The sequence below is a fragment of the Rhodospirillales bacterium genome, from assembly GCA_016710335.1.
GTDB lineage: Bacteria > Pseudomonadota > Alphaproteobacteria > Rhodospirillales > Defluviicoccaceae > JADJXQ01.
Window position 1 is genome coordinate 183,891 of record JADJXQ010000003.1, and the last position, 21,145, is coordinate 205,035.

The 21,145-nt window shown below is 66.8% G+C and carries 25 protein-coding genes; 18 read left to right on the top strand and 7 right to left on the bottom strand.

Annotated elements, in window-relative coordinates; all coding sequences use genetic code 11:
- The first annotated feature begins 6 nt into the window (after positions 1 to 6).
- The 16 genes from secY (at position 7) to IPM60_06730 (ending at position 12,477) form a co-directional block, all read left to right on the top strand.
- Positions 7 to 1,350: a preprotein translocase subunit SecY gene (gene secY, locus IPM60_06655; protein MBK8907577.1), complete on the top strand. Its 1,344-nt coding sequence runs from the start codon at positions 7 to 9 to the stop codon at positions 1,348 to 1,350.
- Positions 1,347 to 2,009 carry an adenylate kinase gene (locus IPM60_06660; GenBank protein ID MBK8907578.1) on the top strand — a complete coding sequence of 221 codons (663 nt, stop codon included), beginning with the start codon at positions 1,347 to 1,349 and terminating at the stop codon, positions 2,007 to 2,009. Before secY ends, IPM60_06660 begins: the two co-directional genes overlap by 4 nt.
- Before the next feature lie 85 nt (positions 2,010 to 2,094).
- On the top strand, positions 2,095 to 2,472 hold the full coding sequence (rpsM, locus tag IPM60_06665; protein ID MBK8907579.1) for a 30S ribosomal protein S13: 378 nt from the start codon (positions 2,095 to 2,097) through the stop codon (positions 2,470 to 2,472).
- An 18-nt stretch (positions 2,473 to 2,490) separates the two neighbouring features.
- On the top strand, positions 2,491 to 2,880 hold the full coding sequence (gene rpsK, locus IPM60_06670; protein MBK8907580.1) for a 30S ribosomal protein S11: 390 nt from the start codon (positions 2,491 to 2,493) through the stop codon (positions 2,878 to 2,880).
- Positions 2,881 to 3,012: 132 nt separating this feature from the next.
- Entirely contained in the window at positions 3,013 to 4,029 is a 1,017-nt protein-coding gene (locus tag IPM60_06675) for a DNA-directed RNA polymerase subunit alpha (protein MBK8907581.1), read from the top strand.
- Positions 4,030 to 4,210: 181 nt separating this feature from the next.
- Positions 4,211 to 4,624: a 50S ribosomal protein L17 gene (rplQ, locus tag IPM60_06680; protein MBK8907582.1), complete on the top strand. Its 414-nt coding sequence runs from the start codon at positions 4,211 to 4,213 to the stop codon at positions 4,622 to 4,624.
- Positions 4,621 to 5,922: a replication-associated recombination protein A gene (locus IPM60_06685; GenBank protein ID MBK8907583.1), complete on the top strand. Its 1,302-nt coding sequence runs from the start codon at positions 4,621 to 4,623 to the stop codon at positions 5,920 to 5,922. The genes rplQ and IPM60_06685 overlap by 4 nt, the downstream gene beginning before the upstream one ends.
- A gap of 269 nt (positions 5,923 to 6,191) precedes the next feature.
- Entirely contained in the window at positions 6,192 to 6,902 is a 711-nt protein-coding gene (locus IPM60_06690) for an HAD-IA family hydrolase (protein MBK8907584.1), read from the top strand.
- Positions 6,903 to 6,923: 21 nt separating this feature from the next.
- Positions 6,924 to 7,925, top strand: coding sequence for an RluA family pseudouridine synthase (locus IPM60_06695; GenBank protein MBK8907585.1), 1,002 nt, complete (start codon positions 6,924 to 6,926; stop codon positions 7,923 to 7,925).
- A 247-nt stretch (positions 7,926 to 8,172) separates the two neighbouring features.
- Entirely contained in the window at positions 8,173 to 8,613 is a 441-nt protein-coding gene (locus tag IPM60_06700; GenBank protein ID MBK8907586.1) for an Hsp20/alpha crystallin family protein, read from the top strand.
- Positions 8,614 to 8,629: 16 nt separating this feature from the next.
- Positions 8,630 to 9,019: an Hsp20/alpha crystallin family protein gene (locus IPM60_06705; protein ID MBK8907587.1), complete on the top strand. Its 390-nt coding sequence runs from the start codon at positions 8,630 to 8,632 to the stop codon at positions 9,017 to 9,019.
- Between the two features lie 28 nt (positions 9,020 to 9,047).
- Positions 9,048 to 10,178, top strand: a complete 1,131-nt coding sequence (locus IPM60_06710) for a Do family serine endopeptidase (GenBank protein MBK8907588.1) — start codon at positions 9,048 to 9,050, stop codon at positions 10,176 to 10,178.
- Positions 10,179 to 10,182: 4 nt separating this feature from the next.
- On the top strand, positions 10,183 to 10,857 hold the full coding sequence (locus IPM60_06715) for an HAD-IA family hydrolase (protein ID MBK8907589.1): 675 nt from the start codon (positions 10,183 to 10,185) through the stop codon (positions 10,855 to 10,857).
- Positions 10,858 to 10,878: 21 nt separating this feature from the next.
- Positions 10,879 to 11,616 carry an ATPase gene (locus IPM60_06720; GenBank protein MBK8907590.1) on the top strand — a complete coding sequence of 246 codons (738 nt, stop codon included), beginning with the start codon at positions 10,879 to 10,881 and terminating at the stop codon, positions 11,614 to 11,616.
- Positions 11,617 to 11,624: 8 nt separating this feature from the next.
- Positions 11,625 to 11,900, top strand: a complete 276-nt coding sequence (locus IPM60_06725) for an acylphosphatase (protein ID MBK8907591.1) — start codon at positions 11,625 to 11,627, stop codon at positions 11,898 to 11,900.
- Between the two features lie 10 nt (positions 11,901 to 11,910).
- Entirely contained in the window at positions 11,911 to 12,477 is a 567-nt protein-coding gene (locus IPM60_06730; GenBank protein MBK8907592.1) for a gamma-glutamylcyclotransferase, read from the top strand.
- A gap of 10 nt (positions 12,478 to 12,487) precedes the next feature.
- Here the strand turns inward: IPM60_06730 and IPM60_06735 are convergent, their stop codons facing one another.
- The 3 genes from IPM60_06735 to panB all read right to left on the bottom strand — a co-directional run bounded on the left by IPM60_06735 (position 12,488) and on the right by panB (position 14,925).
- Entirely contained in the window at positions 12,488 to 12,958 is a 471-nt protein-coding gene (locus IPM60_06735) for a heme-binding protein (protein ID MBK8907593.1), read from the bottom strand.
- A gap of 114 nt (positions 12,959 to 13,072) precedes the next feature.
- Positions 13,073 to 13,912 (bottom strand): pantoate--beta-alanine ligase, encoded by an 840-nt coding sequence (locus IPM60_06740; GenBank protein MBK8907594.1) that lies wholly within the window; start codon positions 13,910 to 13,912, stop codon positions 13,073 to 13,075.
- Positions 13,891 to 14,925 (bottom strand): 3-methyl-2-oxobutanoate hydroxymethyltransferase, encoded by a 1,035-nt coding sequence (panB, locus tag IPM60_06745; protein MBK8907595.1) that lies wholly within the window; start codon positions 14,923 to 14,925, stop codon positions 13,891 to 13,893. The genes IPM60_06740 and panB overlap by 22 nt, the downstream gene beginning before the upstream one ends.
- Before the next feature lie 89 nt (positions 14,926 to 15,014).
- Here panB and IPM60_06750 point away from each other — a divergent pair, with 89 nt between their 5' ends.
- Positions 15,015 to 16,217 (top strand): 2'-deoxycytidine 5'-triphosphate deaminase, encoded by a 1,203-nt coding sequence (locus tag IPM60_06750; protein ID MBK8907596.1) that lies wholly within the window; start codon positions 15,015 to 15,017, stop codon positions 16,215 to 16,217.
- A 73-nt stretch (positions 16,218 to 16,290) separates the two neighbouring features.
- On the opposite strand, the gene IPM60_06755 is transcribed toward IPM60_06750, so the two are convergent.
- On the bottom strand, positions 16,291 to 16,740 hold the full coding sequence (locus tag IPM60_06755; protein ID MBK8907597.1) for a DsrE family protein: 450 nt from the start codon (positions 16,738 to 16,740) through the stop codon (positions 16,291 to 16,293).
- Positions 16,741 to 16,813: 73 nt separating this feature from the next.
- Complete coding sequence (locus tag IPM60_06760) at positions 16,814 to 17,338, bottom strand: copper chaperone PCu(A)C (protein ID MBK8907598.1); 525 nt, start codon at positions 17,336 to 17,338, stop codon at positions 16,814 to 16,816.
- A gap of 208 nt (positions 17,339 to 17,546) precedes the next feature.
- Here IPM60_06760 and IPM60_06765 point away from each other — a divergent pair, with 208 nt between their 5' ends.
- Positions 17,547 to 18,074 carry an AAA family ATPase gene (locus IPM60_06765; protein MBK8907599.1) on the top strand — a complete coding sequence of 176 codons (528 nt, stop codon included), beginning with the start codon at positions 17,547 to 17,549 and terminating at the stop codon, positions 18,072 to 18,074.
- Between the two features lie 61 nt (positions 18,075 to 18,135).
- Here the strand turns inward: IPM60_06765 and IPM60_06770 are convergent, their stop codons facing one another.
- Positions 18,136 to 19,137, bottom strand: coding sequence for a hypothetical protein (locus IPM60_06770; protein MBK8907600.1), 1,002 nt, complete (start codon positions 19,135 to 19,137; stop codon positions 18,136 to 18,138).
- 556 nt (positions 19,138 to 19,693) lie between these two features.
- Positions 19,694 to 20,905, bottom strand: coding sequence for an acetoin utilization protein AcuC (locus tag IPM60_06775; protein MBK8907601.1), 1,212 nt, complete (start codon positions 20,903 to 20,905; stop codon positions 19,694 to 19,696).
- Positions 20,906 to 21,145: the final 240 nt, after the last annotated feature.

Consider the following 21,145-nt stretch of genomic DNA (forward strand, 5'->3'; position numbering starts at 1 on the left):
CGCGCGATGGCGTCCACTGCGGAGCAACTTGCCGCCAACTTGAACTTCGGCGCCCTCGGCAAGGCGACCGAGCTCAAGAAGCGCATCTGGTTCACCCTCGGCGCGCTCATCGTCTATCGCATCGGCACCTACATCCCGCTCCCCGGCATCGACCCCAGCGTCATCGGCGACATCTTCTCGCGCCAGGCCGGCGGCATTCTCGGCATGTTCAACATGTTCGCGGGCGGGGCGCTGGAGCGCATGACCATCTTCGCCCTCAACATCATGCCGTACATCTCCGCGTCCATCATCATGCAGCTGATGACTGCCGTGGTGCCGACCCTCGAGCAGCTCAAGAAGGAAGGCGAGAGCGGCCGCAAGCGGATCAATCAGTACACCCGCTACCTGACGGTGCTGATCACCACCGTCCAGGCCTATGCTCTGGCCATCGGTCTCGAAGGCATGCAGTCCAGCATGGGCATGGCGGTGCACGAACCGGGCCTGTTCTTCCGGTTCACCACCGTCATCACCCTGGTCGGCGGCACCATGTTCCTGATGTGGCTCGGCGAGCAGATCACCGCCCGCGGCGTCGGCAACGGCATTTCGCTGATCATCTTTGCCGGCATCGTCGCCGGCCTCCCGACCGGCATCGCCTCGACCCTGGAACTGGGGCGCACCGGCGCGCTGTCGGCCGCGTTTATCGTCACCTTGCTGGTGATGGCGGTGGCGGTGATCTTCTTCGTCGTGTTCATGGAGCGCGCCCAGCGCCGCATCGTCGTGCAATACCCGAAACGCCAGCACGGCAACCGCATGTCGATGGGGGAGAGCACCCACCTCCCACTCAAGCTGAATACCGCCGGAGTAATCCCGCCGATCTTCGCCTCGTCGCTGCTGCTGATGCCGATCACCATCATGGGCTTCGCGTCCGGGCAGGGGCCGGAGTGGTTGACCACGGCGGCGGCGTATCTGGGGCACGGCCAGCCGCTCTACCTCGGCATCTACGTCAGCCTCATCGTGTTCTTCGCGTTCTTCTACACGGCCGTCGTGTTCAATCCGGCCGACACCGCCGATAACTTGAAGAAGCACGGCGGATTCATTCCCGGCATCCGTCCCGGTCGCAGCACCACCGAGTATCTCGACAAGGTTCTGACGCGCCTGACGGTGATCGGCGCCGGGTACCTCGCCATCGTCTGCCTGCTGCCGGAGCTTCTGATTTCGCGCTACGCCGTGCCGTTCTACTTTGGCGGCACGAGCCTGCTGATCGTGGTGACGGTGACCATGGACACGGTGGCGCAGATTCATTCGCACCTGTTGGCGCACCAGTACGAAGGGCTGATCAAGAAAAGCAAGCTGAGGGGGAGGCGCGGATGAGGTTGATACTGTTCGGGCCGCCAGGGGCCGGCAAAGGGACCCAAGCCAAGGTTCTGCAGCAAAAGCTCGGCATCGTGCAGTTGGCGACGGGCGATATGCTGCGCGCCGAAGTCGCGGCGGGATCCGAACTCGGCAGTGAAGCGGACGCCATCATGAAGGCGGGCCAACTGGTGCCGGACGCGCTGGTGGTTGGCATCATCGCAATGCGGATCGACAAGGACGACTGCCGCAACGGTTTCATCCTCGACGGGTTCCCGCGCACGGTCGCGCAGGCCGAGGCGCTGGACTTGATGCTTCGCGAAAAGGACATGACCCTCGATCACGTGATCTCCATGGAGGTCGAAGACGATGCGATGATCGAGCGCATCTGCGGCCGTTTCACCTGCACCCGCTGCGGCGCCGGCTACCATGAGCGGTTCCAGCGGCCGGAGGTGGAGGGCGTCTGCGATTTCTGCGGCAACACCGAGTTTGCCCGGCGCCCCGACGACAATGCCGAGACGGTGCGGACGCGCCTGAAAGCCTATCATGCCGAGACCAAGCCGATCCTCGAGTACTACAAGAAGCGCGGACTGGTGCGGTCCGTCGACGGCATGGCGGCCATCGAAAACGTGACGAAACAGTTGGAGAACCTGATTGCCGAGGGCGGACAGGTTGACTAGGGGGTAGACACCTCTATAATCCGCCATCTATTGTCCCGGCGGGCTTCATTGGAAATTCGGCGAAAGAACGCGAGGAGAGCGCAACGTGGCGCGGATTGCTGGTGTCAACATTCCGACGGGAAAGCGCGTCGAGGTCGCCCTGACCTACATTCACGGTATCGGACGCACGACCGCGCAGAAGATTTGCGCGGATCTCGGCATTACGCCCGAGCGGCGGGTCAACCAGTTGAGCGATGACGAGGTCATGCGGCTGCGCTCGACCATCGACGGCGAGCACAAGGTCGAAGGCGACCTTCGTCGCGAGACGGCGATGAACATCAAGCGCCTGATGGACCTCGGGTGCTACCGGGGGCTTCGCCACCGGCGCGGTCTGCCCGTCAACGGTCAGCGCACGCACACCAATGCCCGCACCCGCAAGGGCAAGGCTCGGCCGATCGCCGGCAAGAAGAAACCTGGCAAATAAGTTCGACGGGATACACATATGGCGAAAGCACCGCAGCGCCCGCGTCGCCGCGAGCGCAAGAACATCACTTCGGGCGTGGCGCACATCAACGCCACGTTCAACAATACATTGATCACCATCACCGACGCCCAGGGCAACGCCATCTCGTGGTCCTCGTCCGGCTCGCAAGGCTTCAAGGGGTCGCGGAAATCGACGCCGTACGCGGCGCAGGTCGCCGCCGAGGATGCCGGGCGCAAGGCGGCGGAGCACGGCATGAAGACGTTGGAAGTGGAAGTGAAGGGGCCGGGATCCGGGCGGGAGTCTGCGCTGCGGGCTCTGCAGTCCGCCGGGTTCGTCATCACCGCGATCCGGGACGTGACGCCGATTCCCCACAACGGTTGCCGCCCGCGGAAACGCCGGAGGGTCTAGCGCAGCGCGCGCCGGTGCTGCTTGCGCCGGGGCCGGCCGCCCCGAAGTCATTGGCGAGGCTCCGTTGCGGAAGCCGTAAGGGTGGTTCCGCCGGTCCTCGTTTTTCTGTTTTTGCCTCGTGAGGTGCTGCAAGTGATTCAAAAGAACTGGCAGGCATTGATCAAACCTTCAAAGCTGGATGTCACGCCGGGAACCGACCCGCGGCGCCGGGCGACGATCGTCGCGGAGCCGCTGGAGCGGGGCTTCGGCTTGACTCTCGGCAACGCGCTACGGCGGGTTCTGCTGTCATCGCTGCAGGGTGCCGCGGTGACCGCGATCCAGATCGACGGCGTATTGCACGAGTTCTCGACTATCCCTGGCGTCCGCGAGGACGTCACCGATATCGTGCTCAACATCAAGACCCTGGCGCTCAGGATGAGCGGAGAGGGGCCGAAGCGCATCTATCTGCGCGCCGACGGTCCCTGTGAAGTGACCGCTTCCATGATCGACAGCGGCCACGACATCGAGGTGATGAGCCCGGACCTGGTCATCTGCACCCTCGACGACGGCGCGCATCTCGCCATGGAGATGACGGTGGAGAACGGCAAGGGCTATGTCGCGGCGGCAGGCGCCCGCTCCGAGGATTCGCCCATCGGCCTGATCCCGGTGGACGCCATTTTCTCGCCGGTGCGCAAGGTCGCTTACAAGGTGGAGAACACCCGCGTCGGGCAAGTGACCGACCACGACAAGCTGTCGCTGGAGGTAACCACCAACGGCGCGGTGACGCCTGAAGACTCGGTGGCCCTGGCGGCCCGCATCCTGCAGGACCAGTTGCAACTCTTCATCAACTTCGAGGAACCGCACCTGGCGGTGGAAGAGGAGCGCCGCGACGAGCTGCCGTTCAACCGCAATCTCCTGCGCAAGGTGGACGAGTTGGAGTTGTCGGTGCGTTCCGCCAACTGCCTCAAGAACGACAACATCATCTACATCGGGGATCTGGTTCAGAAGTCTGAGGCCGACATGTTGCGCACCCCCAACTTCGGCCGCAAGTCGCTCAATGAGATCAAGGAAGTGCTCCAGCAGATGGGCCTGCAGCTTGGCATGGAGATCACCAACTGGCCGCCGGAAAACATCGAAGACCTGGCCAAGCGCCTGGAGGAACCGTACTAGCGCACAGACCCATTCGAGTGATTCACTCGAACGGACATGTGTGCACCAGAATCAAAAGGTTCGTGCAGCAATGGCGCATTCTTGAATGCACCGCTGCACTAGGGTGAGCTGGTTAAAGCATTAGCCTAACAAAAGAGCCGCGCAAAAGCGGCGCGTCAGGAGTTGAACGATGCGACATCGTATGAGCGGCCGGAAGCTGAACAGGACCAGCACCCACCGGCAAGCCATGTTTGCCAACATGACGGTCTCGCTGCTCAAGCACGAGCAGATCACGACGACCTTGCCGAAGGCCAAGGAACTGCGCCGCTTCGCGGAGCGCATGATCACTCTCGGCAAGCGCGGCGATCTGCATGCCCGCCGCCGGGCGGCCTCGTTCCTCGGCGATGACGTGGTGCTCCGCAAGCTGTTCGAGACCCTGGCGGCGCGCTACCAGGCCCGGCCGGGAGGCTACACGCGCGTTCTCAAGGCCGGGTTCCGCCGCGGCGACAACGCGCCGGTCGCGGTGATCGAACTGGTCGACCGCGATCCGGAGGTCAAGGGAGCCGAGGATCGGGCGCGCGTTGCGGCGGCGGAACAGGCGGCAGCCGAGGCCTGACCGCCACGCCGAGTCTGTTCGAACACCAGGCGCCGCGGCCGCTCGCCGATCGCCTGCGCCCGTCAGCGCTGGATGAGGTCGCCGGGCAAGATCATCTGCTGTCGGCGGACGGTCCGATCGGGCGGATGATCGCCGGCCGCCATCTCGGCTCCATGGTCCTCTGGGGTCCGCCCGGCTCCGGCAAGACCACCATCGCCCGCCTGCTCGCGGCCCACACCGATCTGCACTTCGAGCCGCTCTCTGCGGTGTTCTCCGGCGTCGCGGACCTCCGGCGGGTGTTCGACGCGGCCGCCAGGCGGCGCGAGGCCGGGCGCGGCACCCTTCTTTTCATCGACGAAATCCACCGGTTCAACCGCGCGCAACAGGACGGCTTCCTGCCGTACGTCGAGAATGGCACCGTGGTTCTGGTCGGCGCCACTACCGAGAACCCGTCCTTCGAACTCAACGCGCCGCTCTTGTCGCGCTGCAGGGTGTTCGTCCTGAAGCGGCTCGGCGACGATGCGCTGGAGGACCTGTTGCAGCGGGCCGAGCGGGATGTCGGCCGCGCCTTGCCGCTCGACGATGATGCGCGCGCGGCTCTCCGCGCCATGGCCGATGGCGACGGCCGCTATCTCTACAACATGGTCGAGGCGCTGCTGGAGCTTCCGCCGGAGCCGCGCCTCGACACCGGCGCGCTGGCGGCCATCGTCCAGCAGCGCGTGCCGCTCTACGACAAGAGCCAGGAGGGGCACTTCAACCTGATCAGCGCGCTCCACAAGTCGCTGCGCGGCTCGGACACCGACGCCGCCCTCTACTGGTTCGCGCGCATGCTGGCCGGCGGCGAGGACCCGCGCTACATCGCCCGCCGTCTGGCGCGGTTCGCGGTCGAGGATGTCGGCCTTGCGGAACCGCAGGCGCTGGTGCAGACCCTGGCGGCATGGGAGGCGTACGAGCGCCTGGGATCGCCGGAGGGGGAGTTGGCGTTGGTGCAATGCGTGATCTACCTCGGCTCGGCGCCCAAATCGAACGCCGCCTACAAGGCCGAAGCGGCGGCGCGGCGGGCGGCGCGCGAGACCGGCTCGCTGATGCCCCCGATGCACATCCTCAACGCGCCGACGCGGCTGATGCGCGAGCTTGGCTACGGGGACGGCTACGTCTACGACCACGACACCGAACAGGGGTTCTCGGGCCAGAACTACTTTCCCGACGGCATGGAGCGCCGCTCGCTCTACCGGCCGGGCGCGCGGGGCTTCGAGGCCGAGATTGCCAGGCGCCTCGCTTACTGGCGGCGGCTGCGGGAACAGGAGCACCAGCCCTGAGACTGGTGACGTGCGCCGAAAAAACGGCTTTGAGTTTGACGCCGAACGCGTAGAGTGGAGGCCGGCCTGCACTGCTTGACGACGAAAGCTGCACGCACGCCGACCGGCTCGGTTGGAGGCGAGGATCCAAGGGATTGAGACCTGTGGCCGTGAAGGCGGGTGCGGCCGGCAGCAGGCGACGGCGCAGCGGGCCGGTCGGCGACCGCAACCATAACCGGACCCCCGCGCCTGCGCGCGCCTTGAGCTTGGCGGTCGACGGCTTCGACGCCATGCTGTTCGACATGGACGGCGTCATCACCCAGTCCGCCCGCTTGCACTCGATGCTGTGGAAACAGGTATTTGACGACTTCCTGCAGCAATTCTGCGCCCGCCACAACGTGCCTTTCCGGCCGTTCGATGCGGAGCGCGATTATCACGACTTCGTCGACGGCAAGCCGCGCTACGACGGCGTCCTCGGCTTTCTCTCATCGCGCGGGATCATGATTCCGTTCGGCGAGCCGACAGACGGCGAGACCACCGACACCTGTTGCGGCCTCGGCAACCACAAGAACCGCCTGTTTCTGGAGCACCTCGCCCGCGACGGCATGCCGCTGTTCGACTCCACGGTCAGCCTGATCCGCGAACTTCGCGCCCGCGGCAAGCTGCTGGCGGTCGTGTCCTCCAGCAAGAACACCGAATCGGTGCTGCAGAAGGCGGGCCTGTTCGAGTTGTTCGACGTCAACGTCAGCGGTCGCGAAGCCGCAGCCATGAGCCTGGCCGGCAAGCCGGCGCCCGACACCTACCTCAAGGCCGCCGAGTTGTTGGGCGTCGCTCCGTCGCGGAGCGTCGTCTTCGAGGACAGCGTGGTGGGGGTGCAGGCCGGCAAGAGCGCCGGCGCCGGCCTCGTCGTCGGGGTCGATCGCGGCGCCGACCGCGCTGCGCTGCTATGGCACGGCGCCGACCTGGTGGTCGACGACCTCGGCGAGCTGAAGCTCGATTAGCGTCTGGCACGGCAGCAGGTCATGGGTCACGTGCAAACCGTCACCGTCAGCGCCGACGAGGCGGACTTGCGGCTCGATCGCTGGTTCCGCCGGCACTACCCGCAGGTGCCCCACGGCCGCCTGCAGAAATGGCTGCGCGGCGGGCAGGTGCGCATCGATGGCCGGCGCGCCGAAGCCGGGAGCCGGCTGGACCCCGGCCAATGCATCCGCGTGCCGCCGCTCGGCGACGATCGGCCGCCCCCTCCCGCGAAGGCCGCGCCGCCGCCCGTGGCTTCCGCGGACGCCAACGAACTGCTCCGGCGCGTTCTTTACCGGGACGATCACCTGATCGTTCTGGACAAGCCATTCGGGCTGGCGGTGCAGGGCGGAACCCGCACCCACCGCCACCTCGACGCCATGCTGGACGTGCTTCGCTTCGGCGGCGAGCGGCCGCGCCTGGTTCACCGCCTCGACCGCGACACCTCCGGCGCGCTGGTGCTGGGGCGCACCGCAGCAGCGGCGGCGGCGCTCACCAAGGCGTTCAAGTCCAAGACCGCGCAGAAGCGCTACTGGGCGGTCGTGGTCGGGGTTCCGGCATATCCCCAGGGTCGCATCGACGTCGCACTCGCCAAGGTGCTTGGCCGCGGCGGCGAGCGGGTGCAGGCGGACGCGGAGCATGGCCGCCCGGCGATCACCGATTATCGCATCATCGCCAAGGCGGGCCGCGAGGCGGCGTGGCTGGAGCTGGAGCCGGTTACCGGGCGAACCCACCAGCTTCGCGTCCATTGCGCCGCCATGGGCACGCCGATCCTCGGCGACGGCAAGTACGGCGGCGCGGCCGCCTTTCCGGGCAGCCAGTGGTCCGGATCGCGCCTGCACCTGCACGCCCGCGCCATCGTCATCCCTCACCCCGCCGGCGGAACCCTCGACGCCGAGGCGCCGCTGCCGGACGACCTGAAAACCACGTGGCGGTTCTTCGGGTTCTCGGAGACCGACGGGGACGATTTGCGGCCCCGACCCGGCGGCTGCGCATCGATCAGGTGACAGGCCGCCAGACGGGAGTGCCCCACCGAAAACAGGCTGGATGCCGGCCCAGACCCGCCACATGCGGCGGTTTCGCTGTTGGCCTCCTCTTCGACAATGGGGGCTCGTTTCCGCCAGACGGGCGGTACTAACAAAGCCGGCGCAACTTCGGACGACGCACACACACGGGTCTTGCGGCGCTCGGCGTCGGCGATACATCATGGTTCGCAGGTGACGCTTTTCACTTGCCAGACCGAGGAGGGAACACATGGCGTTGTACCGGTATGGGGTTGATCCTTGGGATGCGCCGCACGCGCCGCTGCGGCGTCTTCAGGAAGAGATCAATCGGGCGTTCGGCGATTTTCGCGTGCCGCAGGCGACGGAGTTTCCGCCCATGAACCTGTGGCGCGGACCGGACGGTATCGTGGCGACGGTCGAGGTGCCGGGGATCCAATTGGAGGACCTGGAGATCACCGTCCATCAGAACACGCTGACCATCAAGGGACGGCGCGAACGGCCGACCGCGGAGTCGGAGGTGGCCTATCACCGACAGGAGCGCGAGTTCGGCCCGTTCGCCCGGACCGTGTCGCTGCCGTTCAACGTCGATCCGGACAGGGTGACGGCGCGGGCTCAGAACGGCATCCTGACCATCGAATTGCCGCGCCCGGAGGCCGACAAGCCGAAGCGAATCCAGATCAAAGCGAGCTGACGGAGGAGATTGGACGATGACCGAGAGCCACCAGCCGGCAGCCGGAGACACCGGCGCCGAGAGCACGCGCAACGTTCCGGTATTCCGGCCGCCCGCCGACATATATGAGACAGCCGACGCGCTGGTCCTGCTGCTGGAGATGCCGAGCGTCGCGCCCGAGGACATCGACGTGACCCTCGACAAGCGCGTCCTGAACGTGGTCGGGCGGGGTCGCGGCGTGACCCCGGAAGGATACGCTCTTGCGCACGTGGAGTACCGGGATGGGGATTATGAGCGCTCATTCACCTTGTCCGAGACGATAGACGCAGACGGCATAGAGGCGTCGATCAAGGACGGCGTGCTGACCTTGCGACTTCCGAAGAGCCAGCCGGCGCCGGCGAAGTCGATTTCGGTGAAGCCCGGTTGAGCGCACCGATCCGATCGTGCAGTCGCGGATGACGAGGCCGTTGCGGAGTCGGGCGGGCGGTGGTCGGCGGTCAGGGCCGGCGCTCGTCCGTCTCGCTCTCGCTGCGTGTCTCGCCGTTTTTTCGGCGGTCTCGGCAGTCCCCGCCGCGGCGACTCTTCCGGCCATCGGACCGGGTGGCGACGTCCCGACGTTGGCGCCGGTGCTGCGGCGGGTGACGCCGGCGGTTGTCAACATCGCGGTGCTGTCGCGGCAACCGGTGCAGATGAACCCGCTGCTGCGGGATCCTTTTTTTCGTCGCTTTTTCAATGTGCCTGACGATTTGCCGCGAGAGCGCCCGCGCATCAGCGCCGGCTCCGGCGTCATCGTCGACGCCGTCGGCGGCTATGTCCTCACCAACCAACACGTCGTCCAGAACGCTTCCGAGATCGCGGTCACCCTGAAGGACCGCCGCCGCCTGGAGGCGGAACTGGTGGGCAGCGATCCGGCCACCGACGTGGCGGTCCTGAAGATCGACCCCAAGGACCTGACGGCGTTGCCGTTCGGCGACTCGGAGGCCCTGGAGGTGGGGGATTTCGTTCTGGCCATCGGCAATCCGTTCGGGCTCGGCCAGACCGTGACGTCGGGGATCATCAGCGCCCTCGGCCGCAGCGGCCTTCGGGTCGACGGCTTCGAGGACTTCATCCAGACCGACGCCTCGATCAACCCCGGCAACTCCGGCGGCGCTCTTGTGGATCTGCACGGCCGTTTGATCGGCATCAACACCGCCATCATCGCGCCGAGCGGCGGCAACGTCGGCATCGGCTTTGCGATCCCGAGCCGCATCGCGCGGGCGGTCATGGACCAGATCATCCGCTACGGGGACGTTCACCGCGGCCAGCTGGGCGTATCGATCCAGGACGTGACTCCCGATATCGCCGAGGCTCTCGGCCTCGATCGCGCCGCAGGGGCGCTGGTGGCGGCGGTCCAGCCGGGCTCCGCGGCGGCGCAAGCCGGGCTGCAAAGTCGCGACGTGATCGTTGCCGTCGACGGCGAGCCTGTCGATGGCGCGGGTGATCTGCGCAACCACATCGGCTTGACGCCCGTCGGCAGCACCCTTGAACTGCGCCTGTTGCGGGGCGGCCGCGTCCATTCCGTTCGCGTTCGGTTGACCGGGCGCTGACGCCATGGTCAGACTGTGCGTGTTCGACTGCGATGGGACGTTGGTGGACGGCCAGGCGCCGATCGTCGCCGCGATGGCAGCGGCGTTCGCCGCTCACGGCCATCCGCCTCCGGCCGCGGCGGCGGTGCGCAGGGTGGTCGGCCTGTCCCTGGTGGAGGCGATCGCCAGACTGTTGCCCGAGGGCGACGCCGCCGCCTGGGGAGCGCTGGCCCGCGCGTACAGCGACGCCTTCGCGGAGAGCCGGCGCATCGGCGCGGTGGCGGAGCCGCTCTACCCGGGGGCGCTGGCCTGCCTGGAGGCGCTGGAAGACGGAGGGTGGGTTCTAGGCTTGGCGACCGGCAAGTCCCGGCGGGGGGCGCTGGCGACCCTCGCCCGCCACCAGTTGGTCAGCCGCTTCGTCACCGTCCAGACCGCCGACGTGGCGCTCGGCAAGCCGAGCCCGGACATGGTCCTGCGGGCAATGGACGATGCGGGTGCTGCTCCGTCCGCGACCGTCATGGTCGGCGACACGACCTATGACATGATGATGGCATGCAGCGCCGGCGCGTTGGCGGTCGGCGTGACCTGGGGTTACCACGGCATTGAAGAACTGACGGCATCCGGCGCCCACGCCCTCGTCGACCGTTTCGATGATGTGGCGTCAACCGTACAAGCCCTGTGCGACGCCCCGCGACGTTGAGGAAAGCCGAACGTGTCCCGATTGCCAAAACGCTTCTACAAGAGCGCCGAGGTCGCCCCGGCCAAGGGCGGCTATACGGTTGTGCTTGACGGCCGCGGCGTCAAGACTCCGTCCGGCGCGCCTCTGGTGACCCCGGCGCTGGCGGTGGCGACGGTGGTGGCGGAGGAGTATCTGGCACAGGACGATGTGATCTTGCCGTCAACGATGCCGGTGACTCGGCTGTTGGCGACGGCGATAGACAGGGTCGAGCCGATGCGCGCCGGCATCGTCGCGCAGTTGGCGGCCTGTGCAGAGAGCGACGTACTCTGCTACCGGGCCGAGGAACCGGACGACCTGGTGGAGCGGCAGGAGGCAGGGTGGCAGCCGCTGCTGGACTGGGCGGCGCGCGAGTTCGGCGCGGGCTTCACCGTCACCCACGGCATCATGCCCGTAGAACAGCCGCGTCAGGCGATCGATGCTGTGCGTTGCGCGATCGCGGCGCTGAGCACCGCCGAGTTGACGGCGCTGTCGGCGGCGGTGCAGGCCTGCCGCTCCGTAGTGGTGGGTTTGGCGCTGGTCAGCGGGCGCATCGGCCCGGACGAGGCGTTCGCCTTGACCGAAATGGATGAAAGCTTCCAGATCGAGCGTTGGGGCGAGACCGAGGAAGCGGGCGCGCGGCGCCGGCGCGTGCGCGACGACCTTCGCGCCGCCGCCGCTTATCTCATGCTGGCGCGCCAGTCGGGTCCGGAAGAAGCGCGGTTGTCGGACGTGTGGACATGAACGATCCGATCAAGACCGTGGCGGTCCGCATTCAAGGCCGGGTGCAGGGCGTGTGGTATCGCGGCTGGACCGTAGAAGAGGCCAAGCGGCGGGGGCTCGACGGATGGGTGCGGAACCGCAGCGACGGCAGCGTCGAGGCGTTGTTCTCCGGACCAAAGAACGCCGTCAACGGCATGCTCGACGCTTGTTGGCAGGGCCCGCCTGCAGCCAAGGTGTCGACCGTTCACCCTCGTCCCGCCGACCCGCCGGAACAGACCGGCTTCCGTCCCTTGCCGACGATGTAGCGGCACTGTCATGCCGCGCGACGAGTCGATGGCGCTCGATGGGGGCGCCGACGGGCCGTTCTGGGTGTTCGGCTATGGTTCTCTGATGTGGGAGCCGGGATTCGAATACGAAGAGGCGCGCGCGGCGCGGCTTTGGGGGTATCACCGGTCGTTGTGCCTGTTGTCGGTGCGCAACCGCGGCACGCCCGAGCGCCCGGGCCTGGTGCTGGCGCTCGACCGCGGCGGCAGTTGCCAGGGTCTGGCGTTCCGGATTCCGGCAGAGGACGCCGCCGCCACGCGCGCCTATCTCTGGCAGCGGGAGATGTATACCGGGGCCTATCGCGCTCGCATGTTGCCGGTGCGCCTCGCCGACGGTCGCCGCGTTGCGGCGCTTGCCTTCGTCGCGCGCCCCGACCACGCGCAGTACTTCTGTGCCGCCTCCTCCGAACATGCCGCAGAGATGGTGCTCCAGGGTCAAGGGCGGATGGGCACGTCGTTCGACTACCTGAAGAACGTCGTCCGCCACCTGGACCAGCTCGGCATTACCGACGGACCACTGCACCAGGTCTTGGGCTTGGCAGAAGCGCGCCGGACCTGACGGCCGCGCATTATTTGCCGACGGCCGTCTTCGGGTCGGACACCAGGCCGGCGGCGTTGATGCCGACAATGGCGCAGAGCTCGTCGTTGTCCGAAGTATCGCCGCTGACGCCGACGGCGCCGATCACCGGCCCCTCCGGATCGCACACCAGCACGCCCCCCGGCACCGGCACGAAGCGACCACCGGCGGCGACCGATACGGCGGTGGTGAACATCGGCCGGTCGAGCGCGACGTCGCGCAGCACGCGGCTCGAGACTCCGAGGCCAAGGGCGCCGTAGGCCTTGCCGATGGCGATGTCAAGCCGGAGGATGCCGGAGCCGTCTTCCCGTTTCAGCGCCATCGCATGACCACCCGAGTCAAGGACGACCACCGTCAGCGGCAGCATTCCGTTTGCGCGGCCAGCTTCCAGAACGGCGTCGATGATGGTGCAGGCGGTCTCCAGCGTCAGCGCCGTGTGCCTCCTTGCCGTATCGTTGTTCATGAGATCTGCTCCTCCTCCCTTCTGTACGCTTGTCGACAACGAACCAAGTTGTTCGCGTCAGGTGCCATATGAGTTGCCCGCTTCTGTTGTGGCAGGGGTGAGCCGGCCGGCATCTTACCTTACCGGGACGTTGTCGATGAGGCGGGTGCGGCCGAGGTGGGCAGCGGCGAGAACGCGGCCGGGGCGGGTGCGGTCGGTCCAGGCGGCGAGGGTGGCGGCGTCGCGGACTGCCACGTAATCGACGCGGGCGAAGCCGGCGTTGCGTAACGCTGCGACGGCGCGGCGTTCCTGCTCGTCGGCATCGGCGCCATCGGCCACGGCGCTGGCGACGGTGGAAACGGCGTGGTGCAGGGCCGGGGCGATCCCCCGCTCATCCGGGCTCAGGTAGGCATTGCGGGACGACAGCGCCAAGCCATCGGCCTCGCGCACCGTCTCCGCCGCCTCGATGCGGACCGGGATGTGCAGGTCGCGGACCAGCCGCCGGATGACCTGCAGTTGCTGGTAGTCCTTTTCGCCGAACACCGCCGCGTCCGGCAGCGCCTGGATCAGGAGCTTGGTGACGACGGTGGCGACGCCGGTGAAGAAGCCGGGACGGAAGGCGCCCTCGAGGTCGTCGCTGAGGCCGGGGACCGAAACCCTGGTGGCGTCGCCCTCGGGATACATCTCCGCCACGTCCGGCGCGAACAGGAGGTCGGCGCCCTCGGCCTCGAGCATGGCGCTGTCCGCCGCTTCGTCGCGGGGGTAGACGTCGAGGTCCTCGTGGGGTGCGAACTGGGTCGGGTTGACGAAGAGCGTCACGCATGTTCGCTCCGCCAGTGCGCCGGCGCGGCGAACCAAGGACACATGGCCGGCATGCAGCGCGCCCATCGTCGGAACAAGGGCGACGGACTTGCCGCCCGTGCGCCAGCCGCCGACGTGCGCGCGCAGATCGGCTACTGTCCGAACGACGTCGATCTCAGCCCCATGGGAACGACGTTGACCTCCGCCGACTCCGTTGCCGGCTCGGCTTCCGCTTTCACTTTCGGCGACGCAGGCTCCGGAGGCTTGACGCCGAAGCAGTGCTCCAACGTGGGAAAGCGGCGGGCGCGGACATCGGCGGCATATTCCTCGACCGCCTTCTCGATGCCTTCCCCCAACTCGGCGTAACGTTTAACGAATTTCGGCTGGAAGCCAGAGAACAGCCCGACCAGGTCTTCGAGCACCAGGATCTGGCCGTCGCACGCCGGAGATGCGCCGATGCCGATGGTGGGGATCGTCAGCATCGCGGTGATCTCCCGCGCCAGCGGCTCGACGGTGCCCTCGATGACGGTGGCGAAGGCGCCGGCGTCCTCGACCGCCTTGGCGTCTTCGATGATCCCGGCGGCCTCCTTGTCCTTGCGGCCGAGCGAGCGAAAACCGCCGGCGGTGTTGACCGACTGGGGCAGGAGGCCGATGTGGCCGAGCACCGGAATCCCGCGCTGGACGAGGAAGCGAATGGTCTCCGCCATCTCCACGCCGCCTTCGAGCTTGACGCCGGCGCAGCCCACTTCCTTCATCACCTGCGCCGCGTTGTGGAAGGCGCTCTCGGGAGACTCCTGGTAGCTGCCGAACGGCATGTCGACGATGACGCAGGCCTTGCGCGCCCCGCGCATGACCGCCTGCCCGTGGCCGATCATCATGTCGAGGCTGACCCCGAGGGTGGAGTCCATGCCATAAAGCACCATGCCGAGAGAATCGCCGACCAGCAACAGGTCGACATGCTCATCCAGCAGCACCGCGGTCAGCGACGTGTAAGCGGTGAGACAGACGATCGGCTCTCCGCCCTTGCGTTCGCGGATCTGCGGTACCGTAACCTTCTTCCATTGCTTGTGAACGCTCACGGGTGTCCTCCTCCCTGAAGCGACGGCCGGTACTCTACTGCGAACCGCTTGCAGGCAAAAGCGCTTTTCGCATGCGCAACATGACAGGCGGGCCTGCTTCGCGCGCATGGTCGGACGAAGGCTGCGCATGCCTGCAAGATCCAGGAGACGCAGCAGAGGCAACGCAAAGCAATTCGGAATGCACTGGCGATTGATCGATGACAGGAACGCTGCTACGACCGCCGGAGTTCCAGCCGAACGGAGGCAGCGTGGGCGGACCTTCCGACGATCTGTTTCCGGACGCAGAGGGGGAGGCCGCCGTACCGGCACATACCACCGGCATCCTGCCGGCGCAGGAAATCCGCGCCCTGGTTCGGAATCGGGAGATCCAGGCCACGGCTAAGATCGACGAGGAGCAGATTCAGCCGGCCAGCTTGGACCTAAGACTGGGACGCGTCGCCTATCGTATTCCTGCAAGTTTCCTACCGGGGGTCGGCGCTAGTGTCATGGGTCGTATTCGTGACTTCGCCATGCATCAAATAGACTTGATGGAAGGAGCGGTGCTGGAGCGCGGCTGCGTCTACATCGTGCAGCTGATGGAGTTTCTGTCACTACGCGGTGGCCTTTCGGCTACGGCCAACCCCAAGAGCTCGACCGGCCGCCTTGACATCTTCACCCGCCTGATCGCGGATCGGGCCACCGTGTTCGATCAGGTGCCGGCCGGCTACAAGGGGCATCTCTACGTCGAGATCGCGCCGAGAACCTTCAGCGTCGTCGTCCGCATGGGCACCCGCCTCAACCAGCTTCGCTTGCAGCGGGGCAATCCACCCACCTCCGATCAAGCCATCCGCCGCTTGCACAAGTCGGTGCCGCTGGTGGATAGCGAGCCGGGCAAGGAGGTCATCGACCGCGGCCTCGCCGTTACCGTTGATCTGGCGGGCGGCGCCGCCGCTCTTGTCGGTTATCATGCACGACGGCACACCGATCTCATCGATCTCGCCAAGGTCAACCACTACGATTGGCGCGACTTCTGGGAACCGGTCCATACCGACCGTCGCCGCACCGTGATACTCAATCCCGGTGACTTCTACATTCTCGCGTCCAAGGAAGCCGTGACGGTGCCGCCGGACCATGCCGCCGAGATGCGCGCCTACGACACCCAGGTCGGCGAGTTCCGCGTCCATTACGCCGGTTTCTTCGACCCCGGCTTCGGCTACGCCGATTGCGCCGGCGCCGGCTCGCGGGCGGTCCTGGAAATCCGCTCGTTCGAGGTACCGTTCGTGCTCAGCGACGGCCAACTGGTCGGACGGTTGGTCTACGACCGGCTGACGGCCGTTCCCGACAAGCTATACGGCCCCGACATCGGGTCGTCCTACCAGCGCCAGGGCCTGAACCTCGCCAAGCAGTTCCGCCGCACCTAGTTCCGCCGGGCTCGCCGCGGCTCCGCCGGGAGTTGCCCCGGCCGCCGCGGCTCCGCCTGCAGTCGTTCCGCGTCTAGTAAGAGATCACCTTGGTGTGCTCGCCCATCTGGATGCGGATGGTTTCTTCGTTGCCGGGCTTGGTGCCTTCGATCCAGTCGGTCTGCGACATCCCGGCCGCCTTCGTGCACATCTGGCAGACATGAACGGTTGCGCCGTCGTTAATCAGTTTGATCAGCTTGTCCCTGGGCGGCACGCCGTCCTGGCCCGGTTCCTGCGTCCCCGCCTTGTTGGCCAGGCGCACGCCTTTCACGTTGAGGAAGACGACCACCGGATAACCCATGCTGCGCACCTTGCCGGCATAGGTGAGCGCCATGTCCGCCGTCCAAGGATCATCGGTGGTCAGGTTGAGGAACAGGGTGCCGCGTTCGTCCTCGCTGGCGTGACCCTCTTGTCCCGGCAGCACGACCGCCATGGCAAGCATCAAGATGGCCACGAAGGCCGGTAGCAATCGTCTCATCCGCATCGCACGTTCTCCTTCCTGGTGTGTTGACGCGACCTTCCGGACGTTGCCGGAGAGCCCGCATGCCGATTGCCGATCAGTCGCCGGCCTTGCCGTGGCCCATGTCATGCGGTGATGTGCCCATGCCGCCGTGGCCGGGCCCCATTGCGCCGGCACCCACCACCGGCACGTCGACGGTGATCGAGCCTGCAGTCTCGAACGTGAGGGTCAGCGGGAAGCTTTCGCCTTCCTTGAGCGGCTGCTGCAGCCCCATGAACATCACGTGGTCGCCGCCCGGCTGCAGCACGGCCGTGCCCCCCGCCTGAACGTCGACAGCGTCGACGGGCCGCATCTTCATGACGTCGCCGTCCATTAAATGAGTGTGAAGCTCGACCGTCTTCGAGACGTCGGCCGACGCCGATATGAGGCGGTCGTCTTCGGCGCCCGCGTTTTCGATGGTCATGAAGGCGGCACCGGCTCGGGCCGCGCCCGCCGAGGCGCGCGCCCACGGCGACTTCACGGTAATGTCACCGACCGTCGCATCTGCGGCCGAGGCGCCGCCGCCCGCCACGACGAGAGCGGCAAGCACCGCTGCGCCGATCGCATGAACCATACGGGTCATCAGGTCTGTCTCCGCTGGAGGGCGCACAGAACCGTGCGTGTATTATCGTTTGCTCATGTCCGTGTACTGCCTCGGTCGCGGCAAGGCAATCGGCATTTCGCTCTCGTTCCCGCTGGTTCCCTCCGGCCCTCTGGTTCCCTCCGGCGCGACGGCAGGTTATCGTGAGCACCGCCTTCTCGTCGCCTTGATCAAGGGAGGTAATTCATAAGTGCCAGCCGCCCCTCCACGCTCGCCCCGGATTGCCATCACCGGCAGCGCTGGTGTCGGCAAAACGACCTTGGCGACGGCGCTGGCCGCCCGGCTCGCCTTACCCCTGGTGCGCGAAGGCATGCGAGAGCGGTTGGAAGGCGGTCTTGATCTTCATGCTCTGGGGCGGGACGGGGTTGGCGCCCTCATTGAGGCATTGTTTGTGGAGCATCTCGGCGACGTCGATCGGGCCGTGACGACGGCGGGCGGTTTCGTATCCGACCGCTGCCCGCTCGACAGCGCCGCTTTCTGGCTCTGCTACGGCTTCGGCATGGACGGCGACGCTACGTCCCGCATCTTCGAGCGGGCGGCGGCGGCCGTCGGCGGCCATGATCTGATCGTGATGCTGCCGTGGGGCGTCCTGCCCCTCGTCGCCGACGGCGTTCGGTCTGCCAATCCATGGTGCAGCTTCATTTCCAGCTGGTGCTGGAAGGCGTGTTGCGGCGCTGGGGCACGAGGACCCGGGTGGTGGCGCTGCCGGACGGGGTGACGGTGCTGGACGACCGCGTCGCGTGGGTGTTCGACCAGTTGCGCTGACGACCGGAACGGCGTCACTGGTCGTTATCAAATGCGCGAAGCCATGCCTGCAAGTTTGGCGCGTCGGGACAGGCGTGCACCATCTGGCGGAGTGCGATGCGGGCCGCGCGGCGGGTCCACTCGTCCTCGGAGCGAGGGAACCGCCGCGGTTCCAGCCCAGAGCACACGGCCCAGTTGATGAGCAGCTTCTCTTCCATGTAGCCGGCCGGCGCAAAGAGCTGGAGCAGCCGCTGGAAGGCTTCGTAGCGGCGCACGTCAAACCCGGCGTCGAGCGGCGGCCGCAAACCTCCCCTCTCGGCGACCGGGCTACGGGGATGCGCCGTCAGCACCGGCGTCAAGCCGGGCGGAATGGGCGCGTCGTCCGTCTTGCACCGTTGTACCGCAGATCGATGATGGAGCAGGTGCGAATGGAGCGGATTTGCGGTGTCGTCATATTGGCGGAGCGCATCCGGCTGAAAGTGCTCGATGCGCGCGGCCGCAGACCGACACACGCGATGCGGTTCGGCCGCCGAGATGGCGCTGAGTGCATCAGATGCATCGACGAACACGTTCCGACCCTGGCCGCGGCGGAGGATGCGTTTGAGGGCAGGGTCTTCGGTGCGGACGCAGAACTCCATATGCGGAACACCGAGACCGAGATCGAAGAGCACCCCGCTGCGGTCGTCTGGCCGCACCGCTCCCACATCCGGCCCGAGTTCCATCAACGCCGTTCGTCCGCTCAGGACCGCAGCCGGTTCGCGGACGCAGAAAGAGATGCTTTGGGTCCAGGAGTGCGGTCGCGGACCCACCTGCTCGTAGGCGATCGCGACCGTGTCCCCAGGGAACGCGAACTGCAAGGCGCCGGTCCGGGTCACGATGGCGCCGCCGTTGTCTTTCACCGCCAGTTCCGGCGCCGGATCACGACGGATACCCGGGAACGCGCAGACCGCGCGGGTCCCGATGCTCCACATGACGTCCGCGTCGTGAAGCATGTGTTGCGCCACTGCCCGTGGCGTCGTCGCCGCCGGTTTGTTCATGACCGTGCACCCCGGACCTGCGGGGTTCCTCCCAACCTGCGGCGGGCTTCCGCTACCTTGTCTTTCCCTGCACGTAACCTATTGATTCTCGCGGGTACTACCGCCCATCCGACTGTGTCGTTCGAATGGGCCAGTGCACCCAGGCGCATCCCGCACCGATCTTCGCTTCAGCGGCCGATCCAGTCAATTGCTAAGGAAAATCGTTCAGGTGCGCGTTATTGGCAATGCTGCATTGCGATAGACACGCTATGGTTCTGCGCCCATGTAACGCTACAGTTGCGCTGTCGCATCCGCGGGTCTGAGCCGCGGCAACAAAAGACACTGGAGGAACTGTCCCGTGCGTGACAGCTTTCAACCGTGGAAAGAGGCTTTCAAAACATGAACTGGGACCATACGATCGCCAAAGTGGCGCCTTACGCCGCCGTCGTCGTCGCCATCCTCGTGACGATGTACGTCTTCGCCGGCTATATGCAGGTTCAGTAACGGGGCAGGTTCAGTAGCGGGAGCAGACGCGGCAGACGGAGCGTGAGGGCACACGGCCGGCGTCACAACCGCATCAGGGGCGCAGAGCCAGCCGAGCCACCTCCCGAACCTCCGAGCGGATGGCGCCCGGAGACGGCGGATCGGCGAGCGTGGTGGTCCAGGCCGGCGGCGGATTGCGGCCGAGCCGATGGTTCCAGCGAACCTCCCGGAGCAGCGCTTCCGCCGCAGCCGGCAAGCGCTCCGGCGCCGCAATCTCATTAAGTGCGGCCCATACGCCGGCCCAGCAGCGGGCGACGGCGTAAGGATTGTACCCGCCGCCGCCCAGCACCAGCAGCCGGGGCGCCATGGAAGCGGTCGCTGCGATCACGCTCCAAAGGGCGCCGTTCGAAAGGGCGAGGCGGGTCATCGGATCGTCGGCGAGGGCGTCGGCGCCGCACTGGACCACCAGAACCTCCGGCGCGAACGCCGTTATCAACGGCACGATGACCTCGTCGCGAAAGAACGCCATTTCCGCGTCGTTGAAGCCCGGCGGCACCGGCAGGTTGCGCGCGGCTCCACCGGCGCGGTCGTGGACGCTGCCCGGACCGCCGCCGCCTTGGGGGCCGCCGTTCAATTTCTGACCGGCGCCGGCGCGCCACATCGGCCAGCGCCCTTCCTCGTGCACGGAGAGGGTGAAAACCCGCTCGTCGTCGTGAAACGCCTGCTGCACGCCGTCACCGAAGTGGGCATCCAGATCGAGATAGAAGACGCGGGTGACCCCGGCGTCCAGGAACTGCAGGATCGCCAGCGCCGGATCGTTGAAAATGCAGTAGCCGCTCGCCCTGTCGCGCTGACCGTGATGGGTGCCACCCGCGGGGTTGTAGACGATCCCTGGCCTGGCGGACAGCATGCGGGCCGCCATCAGCGACGCACCGCAAGCGGTGGCGGGGCGGCGGAACATCTCCCGGTAGATGGCGTTGCCGTTGACCCCGAGGTTGAAGCGGCGGCGAACCTCGTCCGAGACCTCCTGGTCCCGCTCGGCGTCCTGCACCGCTGCGATGTAGCCCGCGACGTGGAACCGCGCCAGTTCCTCCGGAGAGGCGCGCGGGCTCTCCCGGTACGCCGCGTCCGGCAGCCAGCCGAGAGCGCGGCAGAGGTCGATCGCCAGCGAGACGCGCGGGATGGCGAGCGGATGCCCGGAGGCATGGCGGGACTGGCGGAATATGTCGCTGCCGATGAGGATCGGTCGTTCGGGACTTCGCACGAGTGCTGCACGCAAATGTTGAGGCCGTGGTTTCCAGGGCATACGACTGCAACTGCGGCCTGGACGTCAAAGGTCGCCGACATCATCAAGGCTCGCAACGGCGCCCGCCATCCCCCATACTGCATTCAAGGATCCGAGAAGGCGGGAGCGAGCTTCCATGGGACGCATGTCGCTGGTGTTGATGGTGGTGGCCGGTCTGGCGCTGGCGACCACAGGCTGTGGCCGCAAGGCCGCGCCGGAGGCGCCGCCGGACTCTACGTATCCAAAGGTCTATCCCGCCTG

Coding starts and splice junctions, on each gene's coding strand:
- rplQ (MBK8907582.1), top strand. CDS start 4,211: ATGAGCGGCCGGAAGCTGAACAGGACCAGCACCCACCGGCAAGCCATG.
- IPM60_06695 (MBK8907585.1), top strand. CDS start 6,924: ATGGGTCACGTGCAAACCGTCACCGTCAGCGCCGACGAGGCGGACTTG.
- IPM60_06760 (MBK8907598.1), bottom strand. CDS start 17,338: ATGACCCGTATGGTTCATGCGATCGGCGCAGCGGTGCTTGCCGCTCTC.
- panB (MBK8907595.1), bottom strand. CDS start 14,925: ATGCGCGCGAAGCAGGCCCGCCTGTCATGTTGCGCATGCGAAAAGCGC.
- IPM60_06730 (MBK8907592.1), top strand. CDS start 11,911: ATGCCGCGCGACGAGTCGATGGCGCTCGATGGGGGCGCCGACGGGCCG.
- rpsK (MBK8907580.1), top strand. CDS start 2,491: ATGGCGAAAGCACCGCAGCGCCCGCGTCGCCGCGAGCGCAAGAACATC.
- IPM60_06660 (MBK8907578.1), top strand. CDS start 1,347: ATGAGGTTGATACTGTTCGGGCCGCCAGGGGCCGGCAAAGGGACCCAA.
- IPM60_06700 (MBK8907586.1), top strand. CDS start 8,173: ATGGCGTTGTACCGGTATGGGGTTGATCCTTGGGATGCGCCGCACGCG.
- IPM60_06755 (MBK8907597.1), bottom strand. CDS start 16,740: ATGCGGATGAGACGATTGCTACCGGCCTTCGTGGCCATCTTGATGCTT.
- IPM60_06715 (MBK8907589.1), top strand. CDS start 10,183: ATGGTCAGACTGTGCGTGTTCGACTGCGATGGGACGTTGGTGGACGGC.
- IPM60_06705 (MBK8907587.1), top strand. CDS start 8,630: ATGACCGAGAGCCACCAGCCGGCAGCCGGAGACACCGGCGCCGAGAGC.
- IPM60_06750 (MBK8907596.1), top strand. CDS start 15,015: ATGACAGGAACGCTGCTACGACCGCCGGAGTTCCAGCCGAACGGAGGC.
- IPM60_06770 (MBK8907600.1), bottom strand. CDS start 19,137: ATGAACAAACCGGCGGCGACGACGCCACGGGCAGTGGCGCAACACATG.
- IPM60_06735 (MBK8907593.1), bottom strand. CDS start 12,958: ATGAACAACGATACGGCAAGGAGGCACACGGCGCTGACGCTGGAGACC.
- IPM60_06690 (MBK8907584.1), top strand. CDS start 6,192: ATGCTGTTCGACATGGACGGCGTCATCACCCAGTCCGCCCGCTTGCAC.
- secY (MBK8907577.1), top strand. CDS start 7: ATGGCGTCCACTGCGGAGCAACTTGCCGCCAACTTGAACTTCGGCGCC.
- IPM60_06710 (MBK8907588.1), top strand. CDS start 9,048: ATGACGAGGCCGTTGCGGAGTCGGGCGGGCGGTGGTCGGCGGTCAGGG.
- IPM60_06775 (MBK8907601.1), bottom strand. CDS start 20,905: ATGCCCTGGAAACCACGGCCTCAACATTTGCGTGCAGCACTCGTGCGA.